We start from the raw sequence: 19,419 nt of genomic DNA on the forward strand, positions 1-19,419 counted from the left end.
GCGAACCGGGGGACGGTTCCCGCCCTGCGCTCAGCCCGCCCGGAATCGCAGCTGCATCCGGTGGCGGTAGGTCTCGCCGGGATCGAGCCGGGCTGAGGGGAAATGGCCGATGTTCGGGCTGCCGGGGAAGCGCTGGCTTTCCAGCGCCAGCCCGGCGAAGCGGCAGTAGGGCTGCCCACCCTTCCCCACCACCGTCTCGCTGAGATAACCGCCGCTGTAGACCTGCAAGCCCGGCTGATCGGTCGCCAGCTCCATCCGCCGGCCGCTGGCCGGATGCTCCAGCAGCGCCACCGGACGCAGCTCGCCGGCCGGCCCCGCCAGGCACCAGTTGTGGTCGAAGCCGAAGCCGCCGACCGCCTCCAGCGCCTCGCCCAATTCCACACCGCCGCGCAGGTCGAAGGGGGTGCCGTCGACCGGCCGCACCTCCCCCGTCGGGATCAGGTCGGCGCCGACCGGCGTGGTGAAGCCGCCCTGCACCGTCAGCCGATGGTCGCGCAGGTCGCCGGAGCCATGCCCACCGAGGTTCCAGTAGCTGTGATGGACGATGTTGACGATGGTCGGCCGGTCGGTCGTCGCCGTCATGGCGATGTCCAGCACCCCGTCGTCGGTCAGCCGGTAGCGCGTCGTCGCCGTCAGCGTCCCCGGATAGCCCTGGTCGCCGTCCGGCGATCGATGGGTGAAGGTGACGGCGTTTTCCGCTGCATCGACTTCCGCCGCCCAGATCCGCCGGTCGAAGCCGTCCGGCCCGCCATGCAGCTGGTTCGGCGGCTCGTTGACGGCCAGCCCGTACCGCACCCCGTCCAGCGTGAAGGCCGCCCCGCCGATGCGGTTGCCGTAGCGGCCGCAGGTGGCGCCGAAATAGGCGTCGCTCGCCAGGTAATCGGCCACCCGGTCGAAGCCCAGCACCACGTCGGCGCTGGTTCCGTCGCGGCCGGGCACCAGCATCCGCACCAGCCGGGCGCCATGGGCGATAACCGTCGCCTCCAACCCGCCGGCGGAGAGGGTGAAGCCCTCCACCGGATGGCCCTCGACGGTGTCGAACAGGAAACTCTCGATGGGCATCATGCCTCCGCCGGTTCGCCGCCGCGGCCGGCCCAGACCACCAGCAGGCCCTTCTGCAACAGGATGAAGACGAACAGCAGCACGCCGATGGCGATCTTGGTCCACCAGCTGCTCAAACTGCCGTCGAAGGTGATGTAGGTCTGGATCAGCCCCTGGATCAGCACGCCGACGAAGGTGCCGACGACATAGCCGTAACCGCCGGTCAGCTGGGTGCCGCCGATCACCACCGCGGTGATGGTGTCCAGCTCCACCCCGGTCGCCGCCAGCGAATAGCCAGCGCCGGTGTAGAGCGAGAAGACAATTCCCGCCAGCCCGGCCAGCAGCCCCGACAGCCCATAGACCGCCACCGTCGTCCGCGCCACCGGCACGCCCATCAGCTCCGCCGACTGGCGGTTGCCGCCCAGCGCATAGAGGTTGGCGCCGAAGCGCGTCCAATGCGCCAGCACCACCGCCGCGACCACCACCCCCAGCATCAGCAGCGCCGGCAGGCTCAGCTTCAGCCCGAAATCGAAGCGCAGCGCCATGTCGTTCAGCTCGCCATAGAGCGGGTGGTTGATCGGCACGGAATCGGTGGTCAAGACGAAGCCCAGCCCGCGGGCGATGAACATGCCGGCCAGCGTGACGATGAAGGGCGGCATCTGGAAGACATGGATCACCCCGCCCATCGCGGCGCCGAAGCCGCCGGCGGCGATCAGCGCGACGGCGAAGGCGGCAACCGGGTGCCAGCCGCCATGCTCGATCAGCACAGCCAGCAGCACGGTGGTGAAGCCGATCACCGCGCCCACCGACAGGTCGATGCCGCCGGACAGGATGACGAAGGTCATGCCGACCGCGGTGATGCCGAGAAAGGCGTTGTCGGTCAGCAGGTTTGCCACCACCCGCCAGGAGGCGAAGTTGGGGAACTGCGCCGCGCACAGCAGGAACCCCACCACCAGCACGGCGGTGGTGACGATCAGCGGCAGAAAGCGCTGGAGTGCACCGGTCATGGTTTCGCCCCTCCGCTGGTCGGCGCCACCGGCGGCTTGACCGTCCCGATCGGCCGCGCGCCCTTGGGCCGCGGCAGGAACAGGGTCAGCGTCGGCGATTGCAGCAGCAGGACGACCAGCAGGACGCCCGCCTTGACGATCAGGTTGAATTCCGGCTTGAAGCCGCTCAGCAGGATGCCGGTGTTCATCGACTGGATGATCAGCGCGCCCACCACCGACAGCACCAGCCCGAAGCGCCCGCCGAGCAGCGAGGTTCCGCCGACCACCACCGCCAGGATGGCGTCCAGCTCCAGCCACAGCCCGGCATTGTTGGCGTCGGCGCCGCGGATGTCGGCGGTGACGATCAGCCCGGCCACCGCCGCGCACAGCCCGCACCAGACATAGACGGCGACCAGCACCACCGGCGTGTTGACGCCGGCCCCGGCACTGGACAGCCGGTTGACGCCGACCGCCTCGATCATCAGCCCCAGCGCCGTCGCCCGCACCAGCAGCGCCGTCACCGCCAGCACGACGACGGTGAGGACCACCGGCATCGGCACGGTCAGGAAGGATCCGCTGCCGATGAAGGCGAGCGCCGGGCTGGTGAAGGTGACGATCTGCCCCTCCGTCACCAGCTGGGCAATGCCGCGGCCGGCGACCATCAGGATCAGGGTGGCGATGATCGGCTGGATGCGCAGGACCGCCACCAGCAGGCCGTTCCACAGCCCGCACAGCAGGCCGGCGGCGAGCGACGCCGCCAGCACCGCCGGCAGGCTCCAGCCCGCCCCGGTCATGGTCGCCGCGATGGCGCCGGAGATCGCCATGACCGCGCCGACCGACAGATCGACGCCGCGGGTGGCGATGACCATGGTCATGCCGACGGCGAGCAGTGCCACCGGGGCGCCGCGGTTCAGCACGTCGATCAGGCTGCCAAACAGCCGGCCGTCCTGAAGACGGATGGCGAAGAAATCGGGAAACAGCAGCCAGTTGGCCAGCAGGACGGCGATCAGCGCGCCATATTGCGGCAGGTTGCGCGCCGGGCCGGGAGCGGACAACGTCATTGCCGCACCTCTGCGCCCGATCCGGCTGCAACAGGCGTCTCCGACGCGATGGCGGCGACGATGCGCTCCACGCTGACCTCCCCTCCCCTCAGTTCCGCCACATGGCGGCGGTCGCGCAGCACGACGACGCGGCGGCTGTAGGCGACGATCTCCTCCAGCTCCGACGACACCACCAGCAGCGCCATGCCGTCGGCGCACAACCGCTCGATCAGGCGGATGATCTCGGCATGCGCCCCGACGTCGATGCCGCGCGTCGGCTCGTCGAGGATCAGCAGCCGCGGCTCGGTCGCCAGCCAGCGCGCCAGCAGCGCCTTCTGCTGGTTGCCGCCCGACAGCAGCTGGATCGGCCGCTCGGCGTCCGGCGTGCGGATGTCGAGCAGGCGGATGAAGCGGTCGGCGATCTCCTCCTGGCGGCGGCGCGGGATCGGCTTCAGCCAGCCCTGCCGCGCCTGAAGCGCCAGGATGATGTTCTCGCGCACCGACAGCTCGCCGACGATGCCCTCCTTCTTGCGGTCCTCCGGGCAGAAGCCGAAGCCGAGCCTCACAGCCTCGCGCGGGCCCCTGAGCCGCACCGCCTGCCCGTCCACCGTCGCCTCGCCCTTGTCGGCGCGGTCCATGCCGAAGACCAGCCGCACCGTCTCCGTGCGGCCGGAGCCCAGCAATCCGGCCAGCGCCACCACCTCGCCGGGACGGATGTCGAGGTCGAAGGGCTCGACGCTGCGCGCCTTGCCGAATCCCTTGAAGCTGGCCAGTGGCGGACGGCTGTCCAGCTCCGCCGGGCCGAGGTCGATGCGGTGGGCCGCCGCCTCCAGCTCCCGCCCCAGCATCATGGCGACGAGGTCGAGGCGCGGCAGGTCCGCCGTGCGCCGCTCGCCGACCAGCCGGCCGTTGCGCAGCACGGTGATGCTGTCGCAGACCTCATAGACCTGATCGAGGAAATGGGTGACGAAGACGATGCCGATGCCGCGCGACCGCAGGGTGCGCATCACCCGGAACAGCACCGCCACCTCCTGCGCATCCAGGCTGGCGGTCGGCTCGTCGAGGATCAGCACCTTGGCCGACATGTCGACCGCGCGGGCGATGGCGATGATCTGCTGGGTCGCCACCGAAAAGCGCCCGAGCGGGGCCGTCACGTCGACGGACAGGCCGTAGGGGTGCAGCACCGCCCGCGCCCGCCGCCGCATGGCGCCGCGGTCGACCAGCCCCCAGCGCATCGGCTGGCGGCCGAGGAACAGGTTCTCCGCCACCGACAGGTTCGGCAGCAGGTTCACCTCCTGATAGACGGTGCCGATGTGCAGGCGCTGCGCCTCCTCCACCCCGCGCGGTGCGATCTCCCGCCCCTCCAGCGCCACGGTGCCGTTGTCGCGCTGGTAGACGCCGGTCAGCGTCTTGATCAGCGTCGATTTGCCGGCGCCGTTCTCGCCCAGCAGGGCATGGATCTCGCCATGGCGCAGGGTGAAATCGACGCCGTCGAGCGCCTGGACGCCGAGAAACGCCTTCGACAACCCGCGGATCGCCAGCAGCGGAGCGGAAGGGAGAGCGGTGGATGCCGTCATGGCGGACCTCGCCGGATGCGCAACGAAATGTGTGGGGACTATCCCCTCTCCCCGGGGGGGAGAGGGAGATTTCAACCCAGATCAGTAGGCGTCCTTGCGGCGCTCGTACTCGGCCTTGGCGGTGTCCGGCGTGAACAGAGCCGATTCCGTCTGGATCCACTTCGGCGGCGCCTTGCCGTCCTTCTTGAAGGCGATCAGCGCGTCATAGGCCGGGCCGGCCATGTTCGGCGTCAGCTCGACCGTGGCGTTCGCCTCGCCTTCCGACATCGCCTTGAAGATGTCCGGCACGCCGTCGATGGAGACGACCAGGATGTCCTTGCCCGGCTTCAGGCCGGCTTCCTTGATCGCCTGGATCGCGCCGACGGCCATGTCGTCGTTGTGGGCGTAGACGGCGCAGATGCCCTTGCCGCCATTCTCGGCCTTGATGAAGCTCTCCATCACCTCCTTGCCCTTGGCGCGGGTGAAGTCGCCGGACTGGGTGCGGACGATCTTCATGCCGGGATTCTTGGCGACGATCTCGTCGAAGCCCTTCTTGCGGTTGATGGCGGGCGAGGAGCCGACGGTGCCCTGCAACTCGACCACGGCGCACTTGCCGCCGGTCTGCTTGGCCAGCCATTCGCCGGCCACCCGGCCCTCATGCACCGTGTCGGAGGTGACGGCGGTCATGTAGAGGCTCTGGTCCTTGGTCTCGATCTGGCGGTCGAGCAGGACCACCGGGATCTTCGCCTCCTTGGCCTCCTTCAGCACCGAATCCCAGCCGGTCGCCACCACCGGCGCGATGAAGATCGCATCGACGCCCTGGGCGACGAAGGAGCGCACCGCCTTGATCTGGTTCTCCTGCTTCTGCTGGGCATCGGAGATCTTCAGGTCGATGCCGCGCTTGTCGGCCTCAGCCTTGGCGGTCTTGGTCTCGGCGGCGCGCCAGCCCGATTCCGAGCCGATCTGCGAGAAACCGACCACCAGCTTCTTGTCGGCGGCCTGGACGGCGCCGAGCCCGATGAACAGGGCCGCGGCGGCGGTGGCGGCGGAGATCACCCATTTCCTGGACATCCGATTCACTCCCTGAGTGTTTATGGCGAGGTTTTATTGCGGTGCGCGATGGACGAGGGGCAGGCGTCGGGACGGGGCGCTGAAACATCGTGATCGCCACCCGGTCCGGAATTGTTCGTCATGCCCACTTTAAGTACGCAGAACCATAACTGTCCAATACGATTCTCGACCGATGCGATGCCGAAAAGGATATGTTCGGTTCCAGATCCCACCGAAAATGCGTCCCGAAATCCGGTGAAAAAAACGGCCGGGCAGCGGAGTGCCGCCCGGCCGTGAGGTGACCCCGCTCCAGCCTGGACCGGGGCCGACGCACCCGAGGGAGAGCGCGCCGGGACGCAACCACCGCGGCGGGATGGAGAGAAACACCGCGGCGGCGCGAAGCCGAAGGAGACGGAAAGGCCAGGACGTCGGTTTGGCCTTTTTTCAGAACGACTGGCTGTTAGAAGGCCAGATCGGTCCGGATGATGAAGATGTCGCCCTTGTCGCTGTTGGCGGCGACGTCGGAGGTGAGCTTGAAGTGGTTGTATTCCGGCGCGAGGCTGAAACCGGGAGCGACGACATATTTGGCGCCGACGGTGATCAGCTCGAACTTGCTGCGGCCGCGCACCGTCAGATCGCCGGCATCCTTGGCGTTCAGGTAGCCCACACCCAGCGTGGTGGGGCCGAAGGTGTACTGCGCGCCGGCGGTCCAGACATCCTGCTTCTCGCGGCTGACGATGCCGGCGGTGCCGGCCTTGGCATAGCCGCTGTCGCCCGACCAGGCATAGCTGCCGCCGATCTTGAAGCCGGCATAGGCCAGCGTCAGGCCGGCATGGGTCGAGGACAGATCGTCGAAGCTGGCCGACGGGGTGGTGGTGGAGTTCTTGGCCTCGCCGCCCAGGTAGAACAGGCTGCCGTTGATCGCCACGCCGCCGAAGCTGTTGGTGTAGGTGCCGCCGACCTCGTAGACGTCGCGATAGGCGCCGGTGCGGTTGGCCGAGGCGAGCGCCAGCTTGGAGCGGTTGACGTCGGTGTTGCTGCTGTCCGACGCCGGCTGGTAGGAGGCACCGAGCTTGAAGCCGGCGATCTCCGGCGTCCAGTAGGTGGCGCGGGTGGCGCTGTTGCCGGAGATCAGGGCGCGGATGTTGCCGATGGTGACCGGCGCGTTGGCCGCGCTGTTGCCGAGCCAGGACGGGAAGGAGCCGTCGACGCCGCCGGTGCCCCAGTCGGACGGGGCGATGATGCCGCTGTCGTCGGACGGACCGTTCTCGACGCCCAGATGCAGGACGCCGAAGCCGCCGTTGACGAAGATGAAGGCGCGGTCGTTGGTGACGGTGCGGGCGTTGTTGGTGCCGTTCTCCGCCAGCAGGCGGATGCGGGCGCCGTATTCCAGCCCGTTGTCGGCCTTGGCCTTCGGCGTCACCAGCAGGCGCAGGCGGTTGCGGAACTCGGTGTTGCGCTGGCCGGAGTCGCGGTCCTGGTTGACGTAACCGCCTTCGAAATAGGCGTCGCCGCCCAGCATGATGTCGAACTTCGATTGGGCGGAGGCGGAACCGGTCGCCATGACACAGGCGAGCGAAAGGGTGGCTGCGCCAAGCAGCAGAGCTGATCTCACCATTTGCGTTTCCTCTAAATGCGGTTTGTTTTTGCTTCGATGCACTGGGTGGGAGCGATGCTTCAGCGATGCGCGGACGCACGCCCTGCCCGACCGTCAGGCCCGGCGCGATGCCGGGTCCGACAGTGTCCTCTGCGTCAGCGCTCCCTCTGACGCAGCCGTTGCGGGTTGGTGGTGCCGGTCGTTCCCGGCCCCGGTCATGTCAGACCGGCAGTTACTCCCGTCCAAGCGTCCCGTCGACCCGGCGCCAGATCCCTTGCGGGTTGCCGTCGCGCAAGCTCTCCGGCAGCAGGTCGGCGGGGATGTCCTGATAGCAGACCGGACGCAGGAAGCGGCGGATCGCCAGCGTGCCGACCGAGGTGCTGCGCGGGTCCGAGGTCGCCGGGAACGGGCCGCCATGCACCATCGCGTGGCAGACCTCAACCCCGGTCGGCCAGCCGTTCGCCAGGATGCGGCCGGCCTTGCGCTCCAGCGTCGGGATCAGCCCGGCCACCGCGGCCTTGTCCGCCCCATCCATCTGCAAGGTCGCCGTCAGCTGCCCTTCCAGCCTTTCCGCCACCGCCGTCATCGCCGCCACGTCCGCGCAGCGGATCAGCAGCGAGGCGGCGCCGAACACCTCCTCCTGCAACGCCGTATCGGCCAGGAAGGCGTCCGCCGTCGTGGTGAAGAAGGCCGCCTGCGCCTGGTTCGGCCCGTTGCAGGCCAGACCGCGGGCCAGCGTCGTCACCGTGCCGCTGCCGGCCAGCTTGGCGACACCGCTGTCGAAGGCGGCATGGATGCCCGGCGTCAGCATGGTCGAGGCGGCGCTGCCGCCCAACGCCTCCACCGCCGCGGCGACGAAGCGGTCGAGGTCCGGCCCGTCCACCGCCAGCAGGATGCCGGGGTTGGTGCAGAACTGCCCGGCGCCCATGGTCAGCGACGCCACGAACGCCTTGCCCAGCGCCTCGGCGCGGGAGCCCAGCGCCGCCGGCATCAGGAAGACCGGGTTGATGCTGCTCATCTCGGCATAGACCGGGATCGGTTCCGGCCGCCTGGATGCCACTTCCATCAGCGCCAGCCCGCCGCGGCGCGAGCCGGTGAAGCCGACCGCCTTGATGCGCGGATCGGCGACCAGTGCCGTGCCGATCTCGTTGCCGGTGCCGAACAGCAGGGAGAAGACGCCCTCCGGCAGGCCGCAGGAGGCGACCGCCGCCTGGATGGCGCGGCCGACCAGTTCCGAAGTGCCGGGATGGGCGCCATGGCCCTTGACCACCACCGGGCAGCCGGCAGCCAAGGCCGAGGCGGTGTCGCCGCCGGCCACCGAGAAGGCGAGCGGGAAGTTGGAGGCACCGAACACCGCGACCGGCCCCAGCGCGATGTGGCGCTGGCGGATGTCGGCACGCGGCAGCGGGGTACGCGCCGGCATGGCCGGGTCGATGCGGGCCTCGACCCAGCTTCCCTCGCGCACGACCTGGGCGAACAGGCGGAGCTGGCCGACGGTGCGGCCACGCTCGCCCTCCAGCCGGGCGCGCGGCAGGCCGGTCTCGGCCATGGCGCGGACGATCAGCGCGTCGCCGATGTCGAGGATGTTCTGGGCGACCGTTTCCAGGAAGGCGGCGCGCTGCTCCAGGCCGGTCTCGCGGAAGGCGTCGAAGGCGGCCCAGGCCAGCGCGCAGGCGCGCTCCACCTCGGCCGCGCCGCCGCCACCGAAGACGGGCTCCAACGCCTCACCGGTGGCGGGGTCGACAGCGCGGAACTCGCCCTGGCTGCCGCGGTGGGCGCTCGCGCCGATCAGCATCTCGCCGGTGATGGTCATCTTGGGTCTCTCCTTAACTCGAACGCCGCAACTCGGCAGCCGCAACTCGAATCCCGCTCAGCGCGCCCAGCGCAACACGAGCGGATCGAGACGCTTCGCGGCGTCCAGCAGGCCTTCGCGGCTGATCGGATGCGGGTTGGCCGTCGGGTGGCGCATCGCGTCGGACGCGATGATGCCGCCCTCCTTCATCAGGATCTTGGCGGTGGCGATGCCGCACTGGCGGTTCTCGTGGTTGATCAGCGGCAGCCAGCGCCCATAGGCCGCCACCGCCGCCTCGCGGTCGCCCGCCAGATAGGGATCGACGATCTGGCGGATGCCGTCCGGATAGCCGCCGCCGGTCATCGCCCCCGTCGCCCCGGCGTCGAGGTCGGCCAGCAGGGTGATCGCCTCCTCGCCGTCCCACGGCCCCTCGATGGCTTCGCCGCCCAGCTCGATCAGGGTGCGCAGCTTGGCCGCCGCCTGCGGCACCTCGATCTTGAAGTAGGAGACCTGCGCGATCTCCCGCGCCATCCGCGCCAGCAGCGGGGCGGACAGCGGGGTGCCGCTGACCGGCGCGTCCTGGATCATGATCGGGATGTCGATGGCATCCGACACGCGGCTGAAGAACTCGACGATGCCGGCTTCCGGCACGCGGATGGTGGCGCCGTGGTAGGGCGGCATCACCATCACCATCGCGGCGCCGAGATCCTGGGCGCGGCGGCTGCGGTCGGCGCAGGCGCGGGTGCTGAAATGGGTGGTGGTGACGATCACCGGAACCCGGCCGGCGACATGGGCGAGGATGGTCTCCATCAGCAGCGTGCGCTCGTCGTCGGTCAGCACGAACTGTTCGGAGAAGTTGGCGAGGATGCACAGGCCGGTGGAGCCGGCGTCGATCATGAAATCGACGCAGCGCTTCTGGCCGTCGAGGTCCAGTTCTCCCGCTTCGGTGAAGATGGTGGGGACGACGGGGAAGACGCCGCGATAGGGGCGGGCGCTGGACGGCATGGCGGTAAGGTCCTTCCTCGGAATCGGATCGGCTGACAGAAGTCAGCAGTCAGGAATCAGCGCGACGGGGCCCCGAACTGTCCGGGCGGCAGGCCGCGGACACCGGGGTCGCACTCGAACAGCGCCCCGGCCAGCGGCTCGTCCGGCCGGCCGTGCGCCGCGGTGGTAATGAACAGCCGGTCGAGATCCGGACCGGCGAAGACGCAGGAGGTGACGCGGGAGACCGGCAGGGCGACGGCGCGGTCGAGCGTGCCGTCGGGGCGGAATCGGCTGACCCGGCCGCCGTCCCAATGGCAGACCCACAGCCCGCCCTCGGCGTCGCAGGTCATGCCGTCGGGATAGCCGTCGGCCTCGGTGAAGCGGATGTGGACGCGCTTGCCCGACAGGCTGCCGTCGGCGCCGATGTCGAAGGCGTAGACCGTCCGCGCCGCGCTGTCGGTGTGGTAGATCGTCCGCCCGTCCGGCGCCAGCGCCGGCCCGTTGGCGACGGTGTAGCCCTCGTCGACCGTCGTGACGGCGCCATTGGGGTCGATGCGGTAGAAGCTGCCGGCCGGCGCTTCCTCCGCATCGTCCATGCTGCCGGCCCACAGCCGGCCGTCGCGGTCGGCCTTGCCGTCGTTCAGGCGGTTGCCCGGCTTGTCCGGCTCGATCCGCGCGATCTCCTCGCCGACGACCGCCGCCTGACCCGGCTCCAGCCGCAGCCGCACCACCCGGCGCGAGCGCAAGCCCGCGATGAAGCCGTCGCCGTCGGCGCCTTCCACCAACCAGCAGGCGGCGTCATCCAGATCCCACCCCGCCTGCGTGCCATCCGAAAGGCCGTGGCGCAGGATGCGGGATCCGCGGATATCGACGAAATAGACGGCATCCTGCCGCGGGGACCAGAGCGGACCTTCCCCAAGCACAGCCCGGGCCTGCCAGACGCAACGCGCTTCCTGCGCCATCCCGCTTAACTCCCCCTCGCTTCGCTCTTCTCGTCCCGGAGATCGCCCCCGGCAAATCGCCGTCACCGGTGAATTCTCAAATTTGTTGACGGCGCAAACGATAAGAGGCCTCTTGATAATCGTCCAATACGAAGATCGGCGCTTGCGATACCAAATGTCGTATCCCGACGTCTGCCATCAAGGCGCCGCCGCCCCAGTCGGAGGCTTTCCCCCGTGACCCCCCAACGCTTTCCGCCGAACTGGTTTCAGAAGGCGCGGCTGAAGCTGCGCCATCTCCAGCTGTTCGCGGCGCTCGACGAACACCGCAACCTGCACCGCGCCGCCGCCAGCCTGAACATGTCGCAGCCCGCCGCCTCCAAGCTGCTGGGCGACCTGGAGGAGACGCTGGGCATCGAGCTGTTCGACCGCCATGGCCGCGGGATCGAGCCGAACTGGTACGGCAGCCTGATGATCCGCCATGCCCGGATGATCCTCAGCGAGTTGCAGGAAACGGGCGAGGAGCTGAACGCCCTGCTCGCCGGCCACAGCGGCCGGGTGTCGATCGGCACGGTGATGGCCCCGGCGGTGGAGCTGGTGGTGCCGGTCATCAGCAGCCTGACCCGCGACCATCCCAACCTGAAGGTCGCCGTGGCGGTGGAGACCAGCGACGTGCTGGCCGACCGGGTCCACCAGGGGGTGATGGATTTCGCCATCGGCCGCCTGCCCGGCCATTACGACCCCACCGCCTTCGAGTATCAGGAGATCAGCAGCGAGGAGCTGTGCTTCATCTGCCATGACACCAACCCGCTGCTCCGGCTCGGCCGCCCGCTGACCGCGGCGGATCTGTCCGACGCCACCTGGATCCTCCAGCCCGTCGGCACCCTGCTGCGCGACCGGGTGGAGGCGCTGTTCCGCGCCGAAGGCGCCCGGCTGCCGCACAAGGTGATCGAAAGCGCCTCTCCGGTCATCTCGATGGCGATGGTGGCGGAAACCGAGTCGATCACCGTCTTCGCCCGCGCTCTCGCCCAGGTGTTCTCGCCCAGCGGCTGCTGCGCCATCATGCCCTTCCACAAGCGGTTCAGCGTCGAGCCCTACGGCATCTTCTGGCTGAAGGACCGGCCTTTGTCGCCCGGTGCCCGCACCGTGCTGTCGGCCGTCCGCGCGGCCTCGGAACTCAAGATGCGCCTCGTCGCCGCGAGCCCCGCCGCCACTGCCGCAGCACGGTGACGACCGATACCGAAATGCATATCGATTTGCCAAATAATCATATTTGACAGTTATGGGAAAAGGGAGGATTGCTAGGGACACCAACCATCGCGTCCAACGCCATCCGCGCCACAGAACGCGGGGGCGGCGTATCGCGTGCCGTAGTAACGGGGAGGATTCCGGTCCATGTCGTCCGCCAAGCGCACTTCCATCACTTCGAAATTCGCCGGCCTCGCAGTCGGCATCCTGGTCGCCACCGGCGCCGCCGTCCCGGCCATGGCCCAGGACAAGCCGACCGTCGGCATCGCCATGCCGACCAAGTCGTCGGCGCGCTGGATCGACGACGGCAACAACATGGTCAAGTATTTCCAGGAAAAGGGATACAAGACCGACCTGCAATATGCAGAGGACGACATCCCCAACCAGCTCGCCCAGATCGAGAACATGGTCACCAAGAACGACAAGGTTCTGGTGATCGCCGCCATCGACGGAACGACGCTGACCGACGTGCTGCAAAAGGCGGCGGAGCGCGGCGTGAAGGTCATCGCCTACGACCGCCTGATCCGCGGCTCGGCCAACGTCGATTACTACGCCACCTTCGACAACTTCCAGGTCGGCGTGCTCCAGGCCTCCTACATCGAGAAGGCGCTCGGCCTGAAGGACGGCAAGGGCCCCTTCAACATCGAGCTGTTCGGCGGCTCGCCCGACGACAACAACGCCTACTTCTTCTACAACGGCGCGATGTCGGTGCTGCAACCCTACATCGACAGCGGCAAGCTGAAGGTCGGCAGCGGCCAGGTCGGGATGGACAAGGTGTCGACCCTGCGCTGGGACGGCGCCGTCGCCCAGGCCCGCATGGACAATCTGCTGAGCGCCTATTACGGCAACAAGCGGGTGGACGCGGTGCTGTCGCCCTATGACGGCCTCAGCATCGGCATCATCTCGTCGTTGAAGGGCGTCGGCTACGGTTCGGCGGCGCAGCCGATGCCGGTCGTCACCGGCCAGGACGCCGAGGTGCAGTCGGTCAAGTCGATCCTGGCGGGCGAGCAGCGCTCCACCGTCTTCAAGGACACCCGCGAACTGGCGAAGGTCACGGTGGGCATGGTCGACGACCTGCTGGCCGGCCGCACTCCGCAGGTCAACGACACCAAGACCTACGACAACGGCAAGAAGGTCGTCCCGTCCTACCTGCTGAAGCCGGTCAGCGTCGATGCCTCGAACTGGAAGCAGGTCCTGGTCGACGGCGGCTACTACAAGGAATCGCAGATCAAGTGAGTGAACGGCGCGGGAGCGGGGCGCCATCCGGCATCCCCTCCCGCGCCTCGCCTTGCGGAAGGTCGGGCGGTCAGAGGTCAATCCATGGACAGCATTCTTGAGATGCGCGGCATCACGAAGACGTTTCCGGGCGTCAAGGCTCTGGACAACGTCAACCTCTCGGTCCGCGAGGGGGAGATCCACGCGCTGATCGGCGAAAACGGCGCCGGAAAATCGACGCTGATGAAGGTTCTGAGCGGTGTCTATCCGCACGGCACCTATGAGGGCGAAATCCGCTTCGGCGGCCAGCCCGTCGCCTTTCGCGGCATCGCCGACAGCGAGAAGCTGGGCATCATCATCATCCACCAGGAACTGGCGCTGGTTCCGCTGCTGTCGATCACCGAGAACCTGTTTCTCGGCAACGAGCAGGCGAAACGCGGCCGCATCGACTGGGTCGCCGCCACCGCCCGCGCGCGGGAACTGCTGCGCATGGTCGGGCTGACCGATTCGCCGGAGACGCTGATCACCGACATCGGCGTCGGCAAGCAGCAGCTGGTCGAGATCGCCAAGGCGCTGTCCAAGCAGGTCAAGCTGCTGATCCTGGACGAGCCGACCGCCAGCCTGAACGAGAGCGACAGCGACGCCCTGCTGGCCCTGCTGCTGCGCTTCAAGGAACAGGGCATCTCGTCCATCCTGATCTCGCACAAGCTGAACGAGATCGCCAAGGTCGCCGACCGCGTCACCATCCTGCGCGACGGCACCACGGTGGAGACGCTGGACTGCCACGACGCGCCGATCAGCCAGGACCGCATCATCAAGGGCATGGTCGGCCGCGACCTCGCCGACCGCTACCCGCGCCGCACCAGCAATCCGGGCGACATCCTGTTCGAGGTGAAGGACTGGAGCGCCGACCACCCCATCCATGCCGGCCGCCGCGTCGTCAAGGACATCGACCTGCATGTCCGCCGGGGCGAGGTGGTGGGCATCGCCGGCCTGATGGGCGCCGGCCGCACCGAATTCGCCATGAGCCTGTTCGGCCGCTCCTACGGCCGCAACATCCGCGGCCGGGCCTTCCTCGACGGGCGCGAGATCGACGTTTCGACCATCAGCAAAGCGATGGGCAATGGCCTCGCCTATGCCACCGAGGACCGCAAGCATTACGGCCTCGTGCTCGACAACGACATCCGCCACAACGTGACGCTGGCCAATCTGGACGGTGTCGCCAAGCGCGGCGTCATCCACCACGAGCGCGAGATCGAGGTCGCCAACGAGTTCCGCCGCCGCCTGCGCATCCGCTGTTCGGACGTGTTCCAGCAGACGGTCAACCTGTCCGGCGGCAACCAGCAGAAGGTCGTGCTCAGCAAATGGCTGTTCGCCGACCCCAAGGTGCTGATCCTGGACGAGCCGACCCGCGGCATCGACGTCGGCGCCAAATATGAAATCTACACCATCGTCAACCAGCTGGTGGCCGAGGGCCGCGGCGTCATCCTGATCTCCTCGGAACTGCCGGAGCTTCTGGGCGTCGCCGACCGCATCTATGTGATGAACGAAGGCGCCCTGGTCGCCGAGATGCCGGCGGCCGAGGCCAGCCAGGAAAAGATCATGCACGCCATCATGTCGTCCGCCTCGAAAGCCACGGCAGCCCGCGCCGCCGTGGCCGCTGCCGCCCGGGAGTCCCTGCAATGAGCGCCGAACTGAACCTGCCGGCCGCGCCGCCGCGCCAGGCCTCGATGGCCAAGTTCCTGAAGAGCCACATGCGCGATTACGGCATGCTGATCTCGCTGCTGGCGATCGTGGCGTTCTTCCAGTACATGACCAACGGCACGCTGCTGCAGCCGCTGAACCTGACCAACCTCGTCCTCCAGAACAGCTACATCGTCATCATGGCGCTGGGCATGCTGCTGGTGATCGTCGCCGGGCACATCGATTTGTCGGTCGGCTCCATCGTCGGCTTCATCGGCGCGCTGGCCGCCATTCTGATGGTGCAGTTCCACTGGCACTTCATCCCCACCGCCATCGTCAGCCTGTTGGCGGGTGCCGCCATCGGCGCCGCCCAGGGCTATTGGGTCGCCTATTTCCGCATCCCGTCCTTCATCGTGACGCTGGCCGGCATGCTGGTGTTCCGCGGCCTCAGCCTCGCGCTGCTGGCCGGCCAGTCGGTCGGCCCCTTCCCGGTGGAGTTCCAGCGCCTCAGCTCCGGCTTCATCCCGGACATCTTCGGCACCGAGGGCTTCCACACCACCACGATGGTGCTGTGCCTCGCCACTCCGGCGATCCTGATCGCCTTCAGCGTCGCCGCCCGCCTGCGCCGCCACCGCTTCGCCATCGAACAGGAGCCGCTGGTCCTGTTCCTGCTGAAGAGCGCCGGGCTGTTCGCGGTGGTCGCCTATGTCGGCTGGCTGCTGTCGACCTACAAGGGACTGCCCAACGTCCTGATCATCATGGCGCTGCTGATCGGCATCTACGCCTTCGTCACCCGCGACACCACCATCGGCCGGCGCATCTACGCGCTTGGCGGCAACGAGAAGGCCGCCAAGCTGTCGGGCATCGACACCCGCCGCCTGTCCTTCTACACCTTCGTCAACATGGGCGTCCTGGCGGCGCTGGCCGGGCTGATCTTCGCCGCCCGCCTCAACACCGCCACGCCGAAGGCCGGCGTGTCCTTCGAGCTGGACGTGATCGCCGCCTGCTTCATCGGCGGCGCGTCGGCCTCGGGCGGCGTCGGCCGGGTGACCGGCGCGGTGATCGGCGCCTTCATCATGGGCGTGATGAACAACGGCATGTCGATCGTCGGCATCGGCATCGACTGGCAGCAGGTCATCAAGGGTCTGGTGCTGCTCGCCGCCGTCTGCTTCGACGTCTACAACAAGGGCAAGGCCTGACGGCGGTCTCGTGACCGCCGCCTCCCCTTCCCCGACCGGACATATCGCCATGACGCTCCCCACCCTCGGACTTGTCGGTCTGGGAAAGATCGCCCGCGACCAGCACATCCCGGCCATCGCCGCCACCGGCCTGTTCAATCTGGCCGCCGTGGTCAGCCCGGACGGTGCGACCGCAGATGGCATAATGGGGGGCGTGCCGAGCTTCCGCTCCCAGTCCGACATGCTGGCGGCCCTGCCCGGCCTCGACGCCGTGGCGCTCTGCACCCCGCCCGCCGTCCGCCACGGCCTGACGGTGGAGGCTCTGCGCGCCGGCTGCCATGTGCTGATCGAGAAGCCGCCCGCCGCCACCCTGTCGGAGCTTCACGATCTGGTGGCGGAGGCGGAGACTGCGCGCCGCACCCTGTTCACCGCCTGGCATTCGCAGTTCAACCCGGCGGTGGAGGAAACCAGGCGCAGGCTGGCGGATGCCGACATCCGCAGCGTCGCCATCACCTGGAAGGAGGATGTCCGGCGCTGGCATCCGGGCCAGGACTGGATCTTCGCGGCCGGCGGCTTCGGCGTCTTCGATCCCGGCATCAACGCCCTGTCGATCCTGACCGACATCCTGCCGGCCCCGGTCTTCGTCCGCGCCGCCGACCTGCATGTGCCGGCCAACCGCGACACCCCCATCGCCGCGACGCTGGAGATGGGGGCTGCCCCCGGGTCCCGCATCGGCCGCGTCACCGCCGACTTCGACTTCCTCCAGCAGGGCGAGCAGACCTGGTCCATCGTCATCGAGACTGTGGACGGGCGCCTCGACCTCACCCATGGCGGCACCCGCCTGTTCGCGGACGGCGTGCCGGTGCTGGCCGAGCCCGACACCGAGTACCAGCGCATCTACCGCCACTTCCACCGGTTGGTGGCGGACGGGGCGAGCGATGTGGACGGCCGTCCGCTGTCGCTCGTCGCCGACGCCTGTATGGTCGGCCGCTGGCACCGCACCGACTCCTTCGACTGGTAGCAGCCCCCACAACTGGGAGGTCCCCCCGCATGCCCACCGCAGCCGGCATCAAACTCGGCACCCGCATCGGCCACCGGATCACCGCCGGCAGCGCCGGCATCCTGCTGTTCCTCGCCGCCGTCGCCGGTGTGGGCATCGACGCCCTGTCGGAGACGGAGACGGTGGTGCGCCGCAACGGCGTGCTGGCGGAACAGGTGGTCGATCTCGGGCGCATGCAGACGCTGATGCTGGACATGCGGCTGAAGACCACCGCCTTCCTGCTGAACGGCCGCGACGAGGATGCCGACGCCGTCGCCTCGCTGTCGGCGGAGGCCGCGAACCTCGTCGCCGCCGTCGAGCGGCGCCTGTCCGGCAGCGGCGACACTGCGGCAGTGCAGCAGATGAAAGCCCGCGTCGCCCAATACCGCGACAGCTTCGCCGCCGTCCGCGAAGCCCATGGCCAGCGGGCTGAGGCGGTGGCCGAGGTGGCGAAGTTCGGGTCGAAGCTGCAGACCATGCTCAGCACCATCCTGACCAATGCCAAGAGCGGCGGCAATGTCGAGGCCCTGAACCTCGCGGCCCAGGCGGCGATGCATGTCCAGGCCGCCCGCACCGTCGCCGCCCGTTTCCAGGGGGAGGGCAGCGCTGGCCTCGCCACCGCGACGAAGACCGAGCTGAAGACCGCCGCACAGAACGGCGACACCATGGCCAAGACGGTGACCGACCCGGCGCTGCGCGGTCTGGTGTCCGCCTTCCTCAAGACGCTCGACGGCTATGCCGCCGGCTTCAACCGGCTGGTGGAGACCACCCAGCGCCGCGACGCCCTGGTCACCGACACCCTGACCCCGCTCGGCACCGCCATCGGCGATCAGGCCCGCGGCCTGACCGACCAGGGCATCGCCGACGAACAGCAGCTGCGCGCCGACACCACCGCCGACATCGCCGGCTATCGGCAGGCGATGGCCGCAGCATCCGCCGCCGGGCTGATCCTCGGCCTTGCCGCCGCGCTGCTGATCGCCCGCAGCCTGTCGCGCCCGGTGGTCGCCATGACCGACGCCATGACCCGGCTGGCCGGCGGCGACCGCTCGGTGACCGTCCCCGGCCTCGACCGCCGCGACGAGATCGGCGGCATGGCCAAGGCGGTGCAGGTCTTCCAGGCCGGCCTGATCGAGGCCGACCGCATGGCCGCCGACAAGGCCGCCGAGCATGAGGCCCGCGTCCGCCGCGGCGAGCGCATCGACCGCCTGACCCGCGAGTTCGAGCGGATGGTGGAAAGCACGCTGGGCCGCGTCGCCAGCGCCGCCATCCAGCTCCAGTCCACCGCCCGGACCATCCAGTCGACCACCGACGAGACCAGCCGCCTTGCCGGCGACGCCGTCCGCAGCTCCGGCGAGACCACCGGCAGCGTCGAGACGGTAGCCGCCGCCGCCGAGGAACTGGCCGTCTCCATCGTCGCCATCAGCCAGCATGTCGCCCACAGCGCCGAGGTGACCGAACAGGCGGTCGGCATCGCCCACGTCACCGACGAGACGGTGCGCAGCCTGACCGGCGTCGCCCGCCAGATCGGCGACGTCGTGCAGCTGATCGGCTCCATCGCCGCCCAGACCAACCTGCTGGCGCTGAACGCCACCATCGAGGCGGCACGGGCCGGCGAGGCGGGCCGCGGCTTCGCCGTGGTGGCGAACGAGGTCAAGAGCCTCGCCGCCCAGACCGCGAAGGCGACCGAGGAGATCGAGGCCCAGATCGCCGCCGTCCAGCGCGTCAGCAGCGAGGCGGCCGGCGCCATCACCGAGATCGTCAAGGTCATCGGCGAGGTCAACGAGGTCTCCGGCACCATCGCCTCCGCCATCGGCGAGCAGCGGGCGGCGACCAGCGAGATCAGCGGCAGCATCCAGCGCGCCGCGCGCGGCACCCAGGATGTCCGCGACAGCATCGCCGGCGTGACCCACGCCTTCCAGGCCACCAGCGACGCCTCGCGTCAGGTCAAGTCCGCCGCCGACGACCTGTCCGGCGAGGCCGACGACCTGCGCGGCTGCGTGTCGCGCTTCCTGGCCGACATGCGCGCGGCCTGACCCGACCACGGTCTTGAACAAGGCCAAAGAGACGCAACC

15 protein-coding genes are annotated in these 19,419 nt (G+C 68.9%); 6 read left to right on the plus strand and 9 right to left on the minus strand.

Features of this window, described 5'->3' with window-relative positions; all coding sequences use genetic code 11:
- Positions 1–30 precede the first annotated feature (30 nt).
- The 9 genes from ABNQ38_RS14110 to ABNQ38_RS14150 form a co-directional block, all read right to left on the minus strand.
- Positions 31–1,065 carry an aldose epimerase family protein gene (locus tag ABNQ38_RS14110; protein WP_377807591.1) on the minus strand — a complete coding sequence of 345 codons (1,035 nt, stop codon included), beginning with the start codon at positions 1,063–1,065 and terminating at the stop codon, positions 31–33.
- Positions 1,062–2,048 carry a galactofuranose ABC transporter, permease protein YjfF gene (yjfF, locus tag ABNQ38_RS14115; RefSeq protein ID WP_377807592.1) on the minus strand — a complete coding sequence of 329 codons (987 nt, stop codon included), beginning with the start codon at positions 2,046–2,048 and terminating at the stop codon, positions 1,062–1,064. Before yjfF ends, ABNQ38_RS14110 begins: the two co-directional genes overlap by 4 nt.
- Positions 2,045–3,088 carry an ABC transporter permease gene (locus tag ABNQ38_RS14120; RefSeq protein WP_377807593.1) on the minus strand — a complete coding sequence of 348 codons (1,044 nt, stop codon included), beginning with the start codon at positions 3,086–3,088 and terminating at the stop codon, positions 2,045–2,047. The genes yjfF and ABNQ38_RS14120 overlap by 4 nt, the downstream gene beginning before the upstream one ends.
- Entirely contained in the window at positions 3,085–4,644 is a 1,560-nt protein-coding gene (gene ytfR / locus ABNQ38_RS14125) for a galactofuranose ABC transporter, ATP-binding protein YtfR (protein WP_377807595.1), read from the minus strand. Before ytfR ends, ABNQ38_RS14120 begins: the two co-directional genes overlap by 4 nt.
- A gap of 81 nt (positions 4,645–4,725) precedes the next feature.
- The gene (gene ytfQ, locus ABNQ38_RS14130; protein WP_098735378.1) at positions 4,726–5,694 is read right to left on the minus strand and encodes a galactofuranose ABC transporter, galactofuranose-binding protein YtfQ; all 969 of its coding nucleotides are present in this window, start codon (positions 5,692–5,694) and stop codon (positions 4,726–4,728) included.
- A gap of 439 nt (positions 5,695–6,133) precedes the next feature.
- Positions 6,134–7,291 (minus strand): porin, encoded by a 1,158-nt coding sequence (locus ABNQ38_RS14135; RefSeq protein WP_377807596.1) that lies wholly within the window; start codon positions 7,289–7,291, stop codon positions 6,134–6,136.
- A 211-nt stretch (positions 7,292–7,502) separates the two neighbouring features.
- Complete coding sequence (locus ABNQ38_RS14140) at positions 7,503–9,083, minus strand: aldehyde dehydrogenase (NADP(+)) (protein ID WP_377807597.1); 1,581 nt, start codon at positions 9,081–9,083, stop codon at positions 7,503–7,505.
- A gap of 57 nt (positions 9,084–9,140) precedes the next feature.
- On the minus strand, positions 9,141–10,067 hold the full coding sequence (locus ABNQ38_RS14145; protein WP_377807598.1) for a dihydrodipicolinate synthase family protein: 927 nt from the start codon (positions 10,065–10,067) through the stop codon (positions 9,141–9,143).
- A 56-nt stretch (positions 10,068–10,123) separates the two neighbouring features.
- The gene (locus ABNQ38_RS14150; protein ID WP_377807599.1) at positions 10,124–11,008 is read right to left on the minus strand and encodes an SMP-30/gluconolactonase/LRE family protein; all 885 of its coding nucleotides are present in this window, start codon (positions 11,006–11,008) and stop codon (positions 10,124–10,126) included.
- A gap of 213 nt (positions 11,009–11,221) precedes the next feature.
- Between ABNQ38_RS14150 and ABNQ38_RS14155 the strand changes: the two genes are divergently transcribed.
- From ABNQ38_RS14155 to ABNQ38_RS14180, 6 genes are all read left to right on the plus strand, one after another.
- The gene (locus ABNQ38_RS14155; RefSeq protein WP_377807600.1) at positions 11,222–12,214 is read left to right on the plus strand and encodes a LysR family transcriptional regulator; all 993 of its coding nucleotides are present in this window, start codon (positions 11,222–11,224) and stop codon (positions 12,212–12,214) included.
- A 165-nt stretch (positions 12,215–12,379) separates the two neighbouring features.
- Positions 12,380–13,468: a multiple monosaccharide ABC transporter substrate-binding protein gene (chvE, locus tag ABNQ38_RS14160; protein WP_377807601.1), complete on the plus strand. Its 1,089-nt coding sequence runs from the start codon at positions 12,380–12,382 to the stop codon at positions 13,466–13,468.
- Positions 13,469–13,552: 84 nt separating this feature from the next.
- On the plus strand, positions 13,553–15,133 hold the full coding sequence (gene mmsA / locus ABNQ38_RS14165; RefSeq protein WP_377807602.1) for a multiple monosaccharide ABC transporter ATP-binding protein: 1,581 nt from the start codon (positions 13,553–13,555) through the stop codon (positions 15,131–15,133).
- Positions 15,130–16,329 (plus strand): multiple monosaccharide ABC transporter permease, encoded by a 1,200-nt coding sequence (gene mmsB / locus ABNQ38_RS14170; RefSeq protein WP_109048183.1) that lies wholly within the window; start codon positions 15,130–15,132, stop codon positions 16,327–16,329. The genes mmsA and mmsB overlap by 4 nt, the downstream gene beginning before the upstream one ends.
- A 49-nt stretch (positions 16,330–16,378) precedes the next feature.
- Complete coding sequence (locus ABNQ38_RS14175) at positions 16,379–17,329, plus strand: Gfo/Idh/MocA family protein (protein WP_377807605.1); 951 nt, start codon at positions 16,379–16,381, stop codon at positions 17,327–17,329.
- A gap of 29 nt (positions 17,330–17,358) precedes the next feature.
- Positions 17,359–19,380 (plus strand): methyl-accepting chemotaxis protein, encoded by a 2,022-nt coding sequence (locus ABNQ38_RS14180; RefSeq protein WP_377807606.1) that lies wholly within the window; start codon positions 17,359–17,361, stop codon positions 19,378–19,380.
- The last annotated feature ends 39 nt before the right edge of the window (positions 19,381–19,419 follow it).

The sequence above is a fragment of the Azospirillum sp. A29 genome, from assembly GCF_042604625.1.
In the GTDB taxonomy this organism is placed as follows: domain Bacteria; phylum Pseudomonadota; class Alphaproteobacteria; order Azospirillales; family Azospirillaceae; genus Azospirillum; species Azospirillum palustre.

Bases quoted from the DNA above. Each gene is read 5' to 3' on its own strand.
- ABNQ38_RS14110 (WP_377807591.1), bottom strand. From the start codon at position 1,065: ATGATGCCCATCGAGAGTTTCCTGTTCGACACCGTCGAGGGCCATCCG.
- ABNQ38_RS14140 (WP_377807597.1), bottom strand. From the start codon at position 9,083: ATGACCATCACCGGCGAGATGCTGATCGGCGCGAGCGCCCACCGCGGC.
- mmsB (WP_109048183.1), top strand. From the start codon at position 15,130: ATGAGCGCCGAACTGAACCTGCCGGCCGCGCCGCCGCGCCAGGCCTCG.
- ytfR (WP_377807595.1), bottom strand. From the start codon at position 4,644: ATGACGGCATCCACCGCTCTCCCTTCCGCTCCGCTGCTGGCGATCCGC.
- ABNQ38_RS14145 (WP_377807598.1), bottom strand. From the start codon at position 10,067: ATGCCGTCCAGCGCCCGCCCCTATCGCGGCGTCTTCCCCGTCGTCCCC.
- chvE (WP_377807601.1), top strand. From the start codon at position 12,380: ATGTCGTCCGCCAAGCGCACTTCCATCACTTCGAAATTCGCCGGCCTC.
- ABNQ38_RS14175 (WP_377807605.1), top strand. From the start codon at position 16,379: ATGACGCTCCCCACCCTCGGACTTGTCGGTCTGGGAAAGATCGCCCGC.
- ABNQ38_RS14120 (WP_377807593.1), bottom strand. From the start codon at position 3,088: ATGACGTTGTCCGCTCCCGGCCCGGCGCGCAACCTGCCGCAATATGGC.
- mmsA (WP_377807602.1), top strand. From the start codon at position 13,553: ATGGACAGCATTCTTGAGATGCGCGGCATCACGAAGACGTTTCCGGGC.
- ABNQ38_RS14180 (WP_377807606.1), top strand. From the start codon at position 17,359: ATGCCCACCGCAGCCGGCATCAAACTCGGCACCCGCATCGGCCACCGG.
- yjfF (WP_377807592.1), bottom strand. From the start codon at position 2,048: ATGACCGGTGCACTCCAGCGCTTTCTGCCGCTGATCGTCACCACCGCC.
- ytfQ (WP_098735378.1), bottom strand. From the start codon at position 5,694: ATGTCCAGGAAATGGGTGATCTCCGCCGCCACCGCCGCCGCGGCCCTG.
- ABNQ38_RS14150 (WP_377807599.1), bottom strand. From the start codon at position 11,008: ATGGCGCAGGAAGCGCGTTGCGTCTGGCAGGCCCGGGCTGTGCTTGGG.
- ABNQ38_RS14135 (WP_377807596.1), bottom strand. From the start codon at position 7,291: ATGGTGAGATCAGCTCTGCTGCTTGGCGCAGCCACCCTTTCGCTCGCC.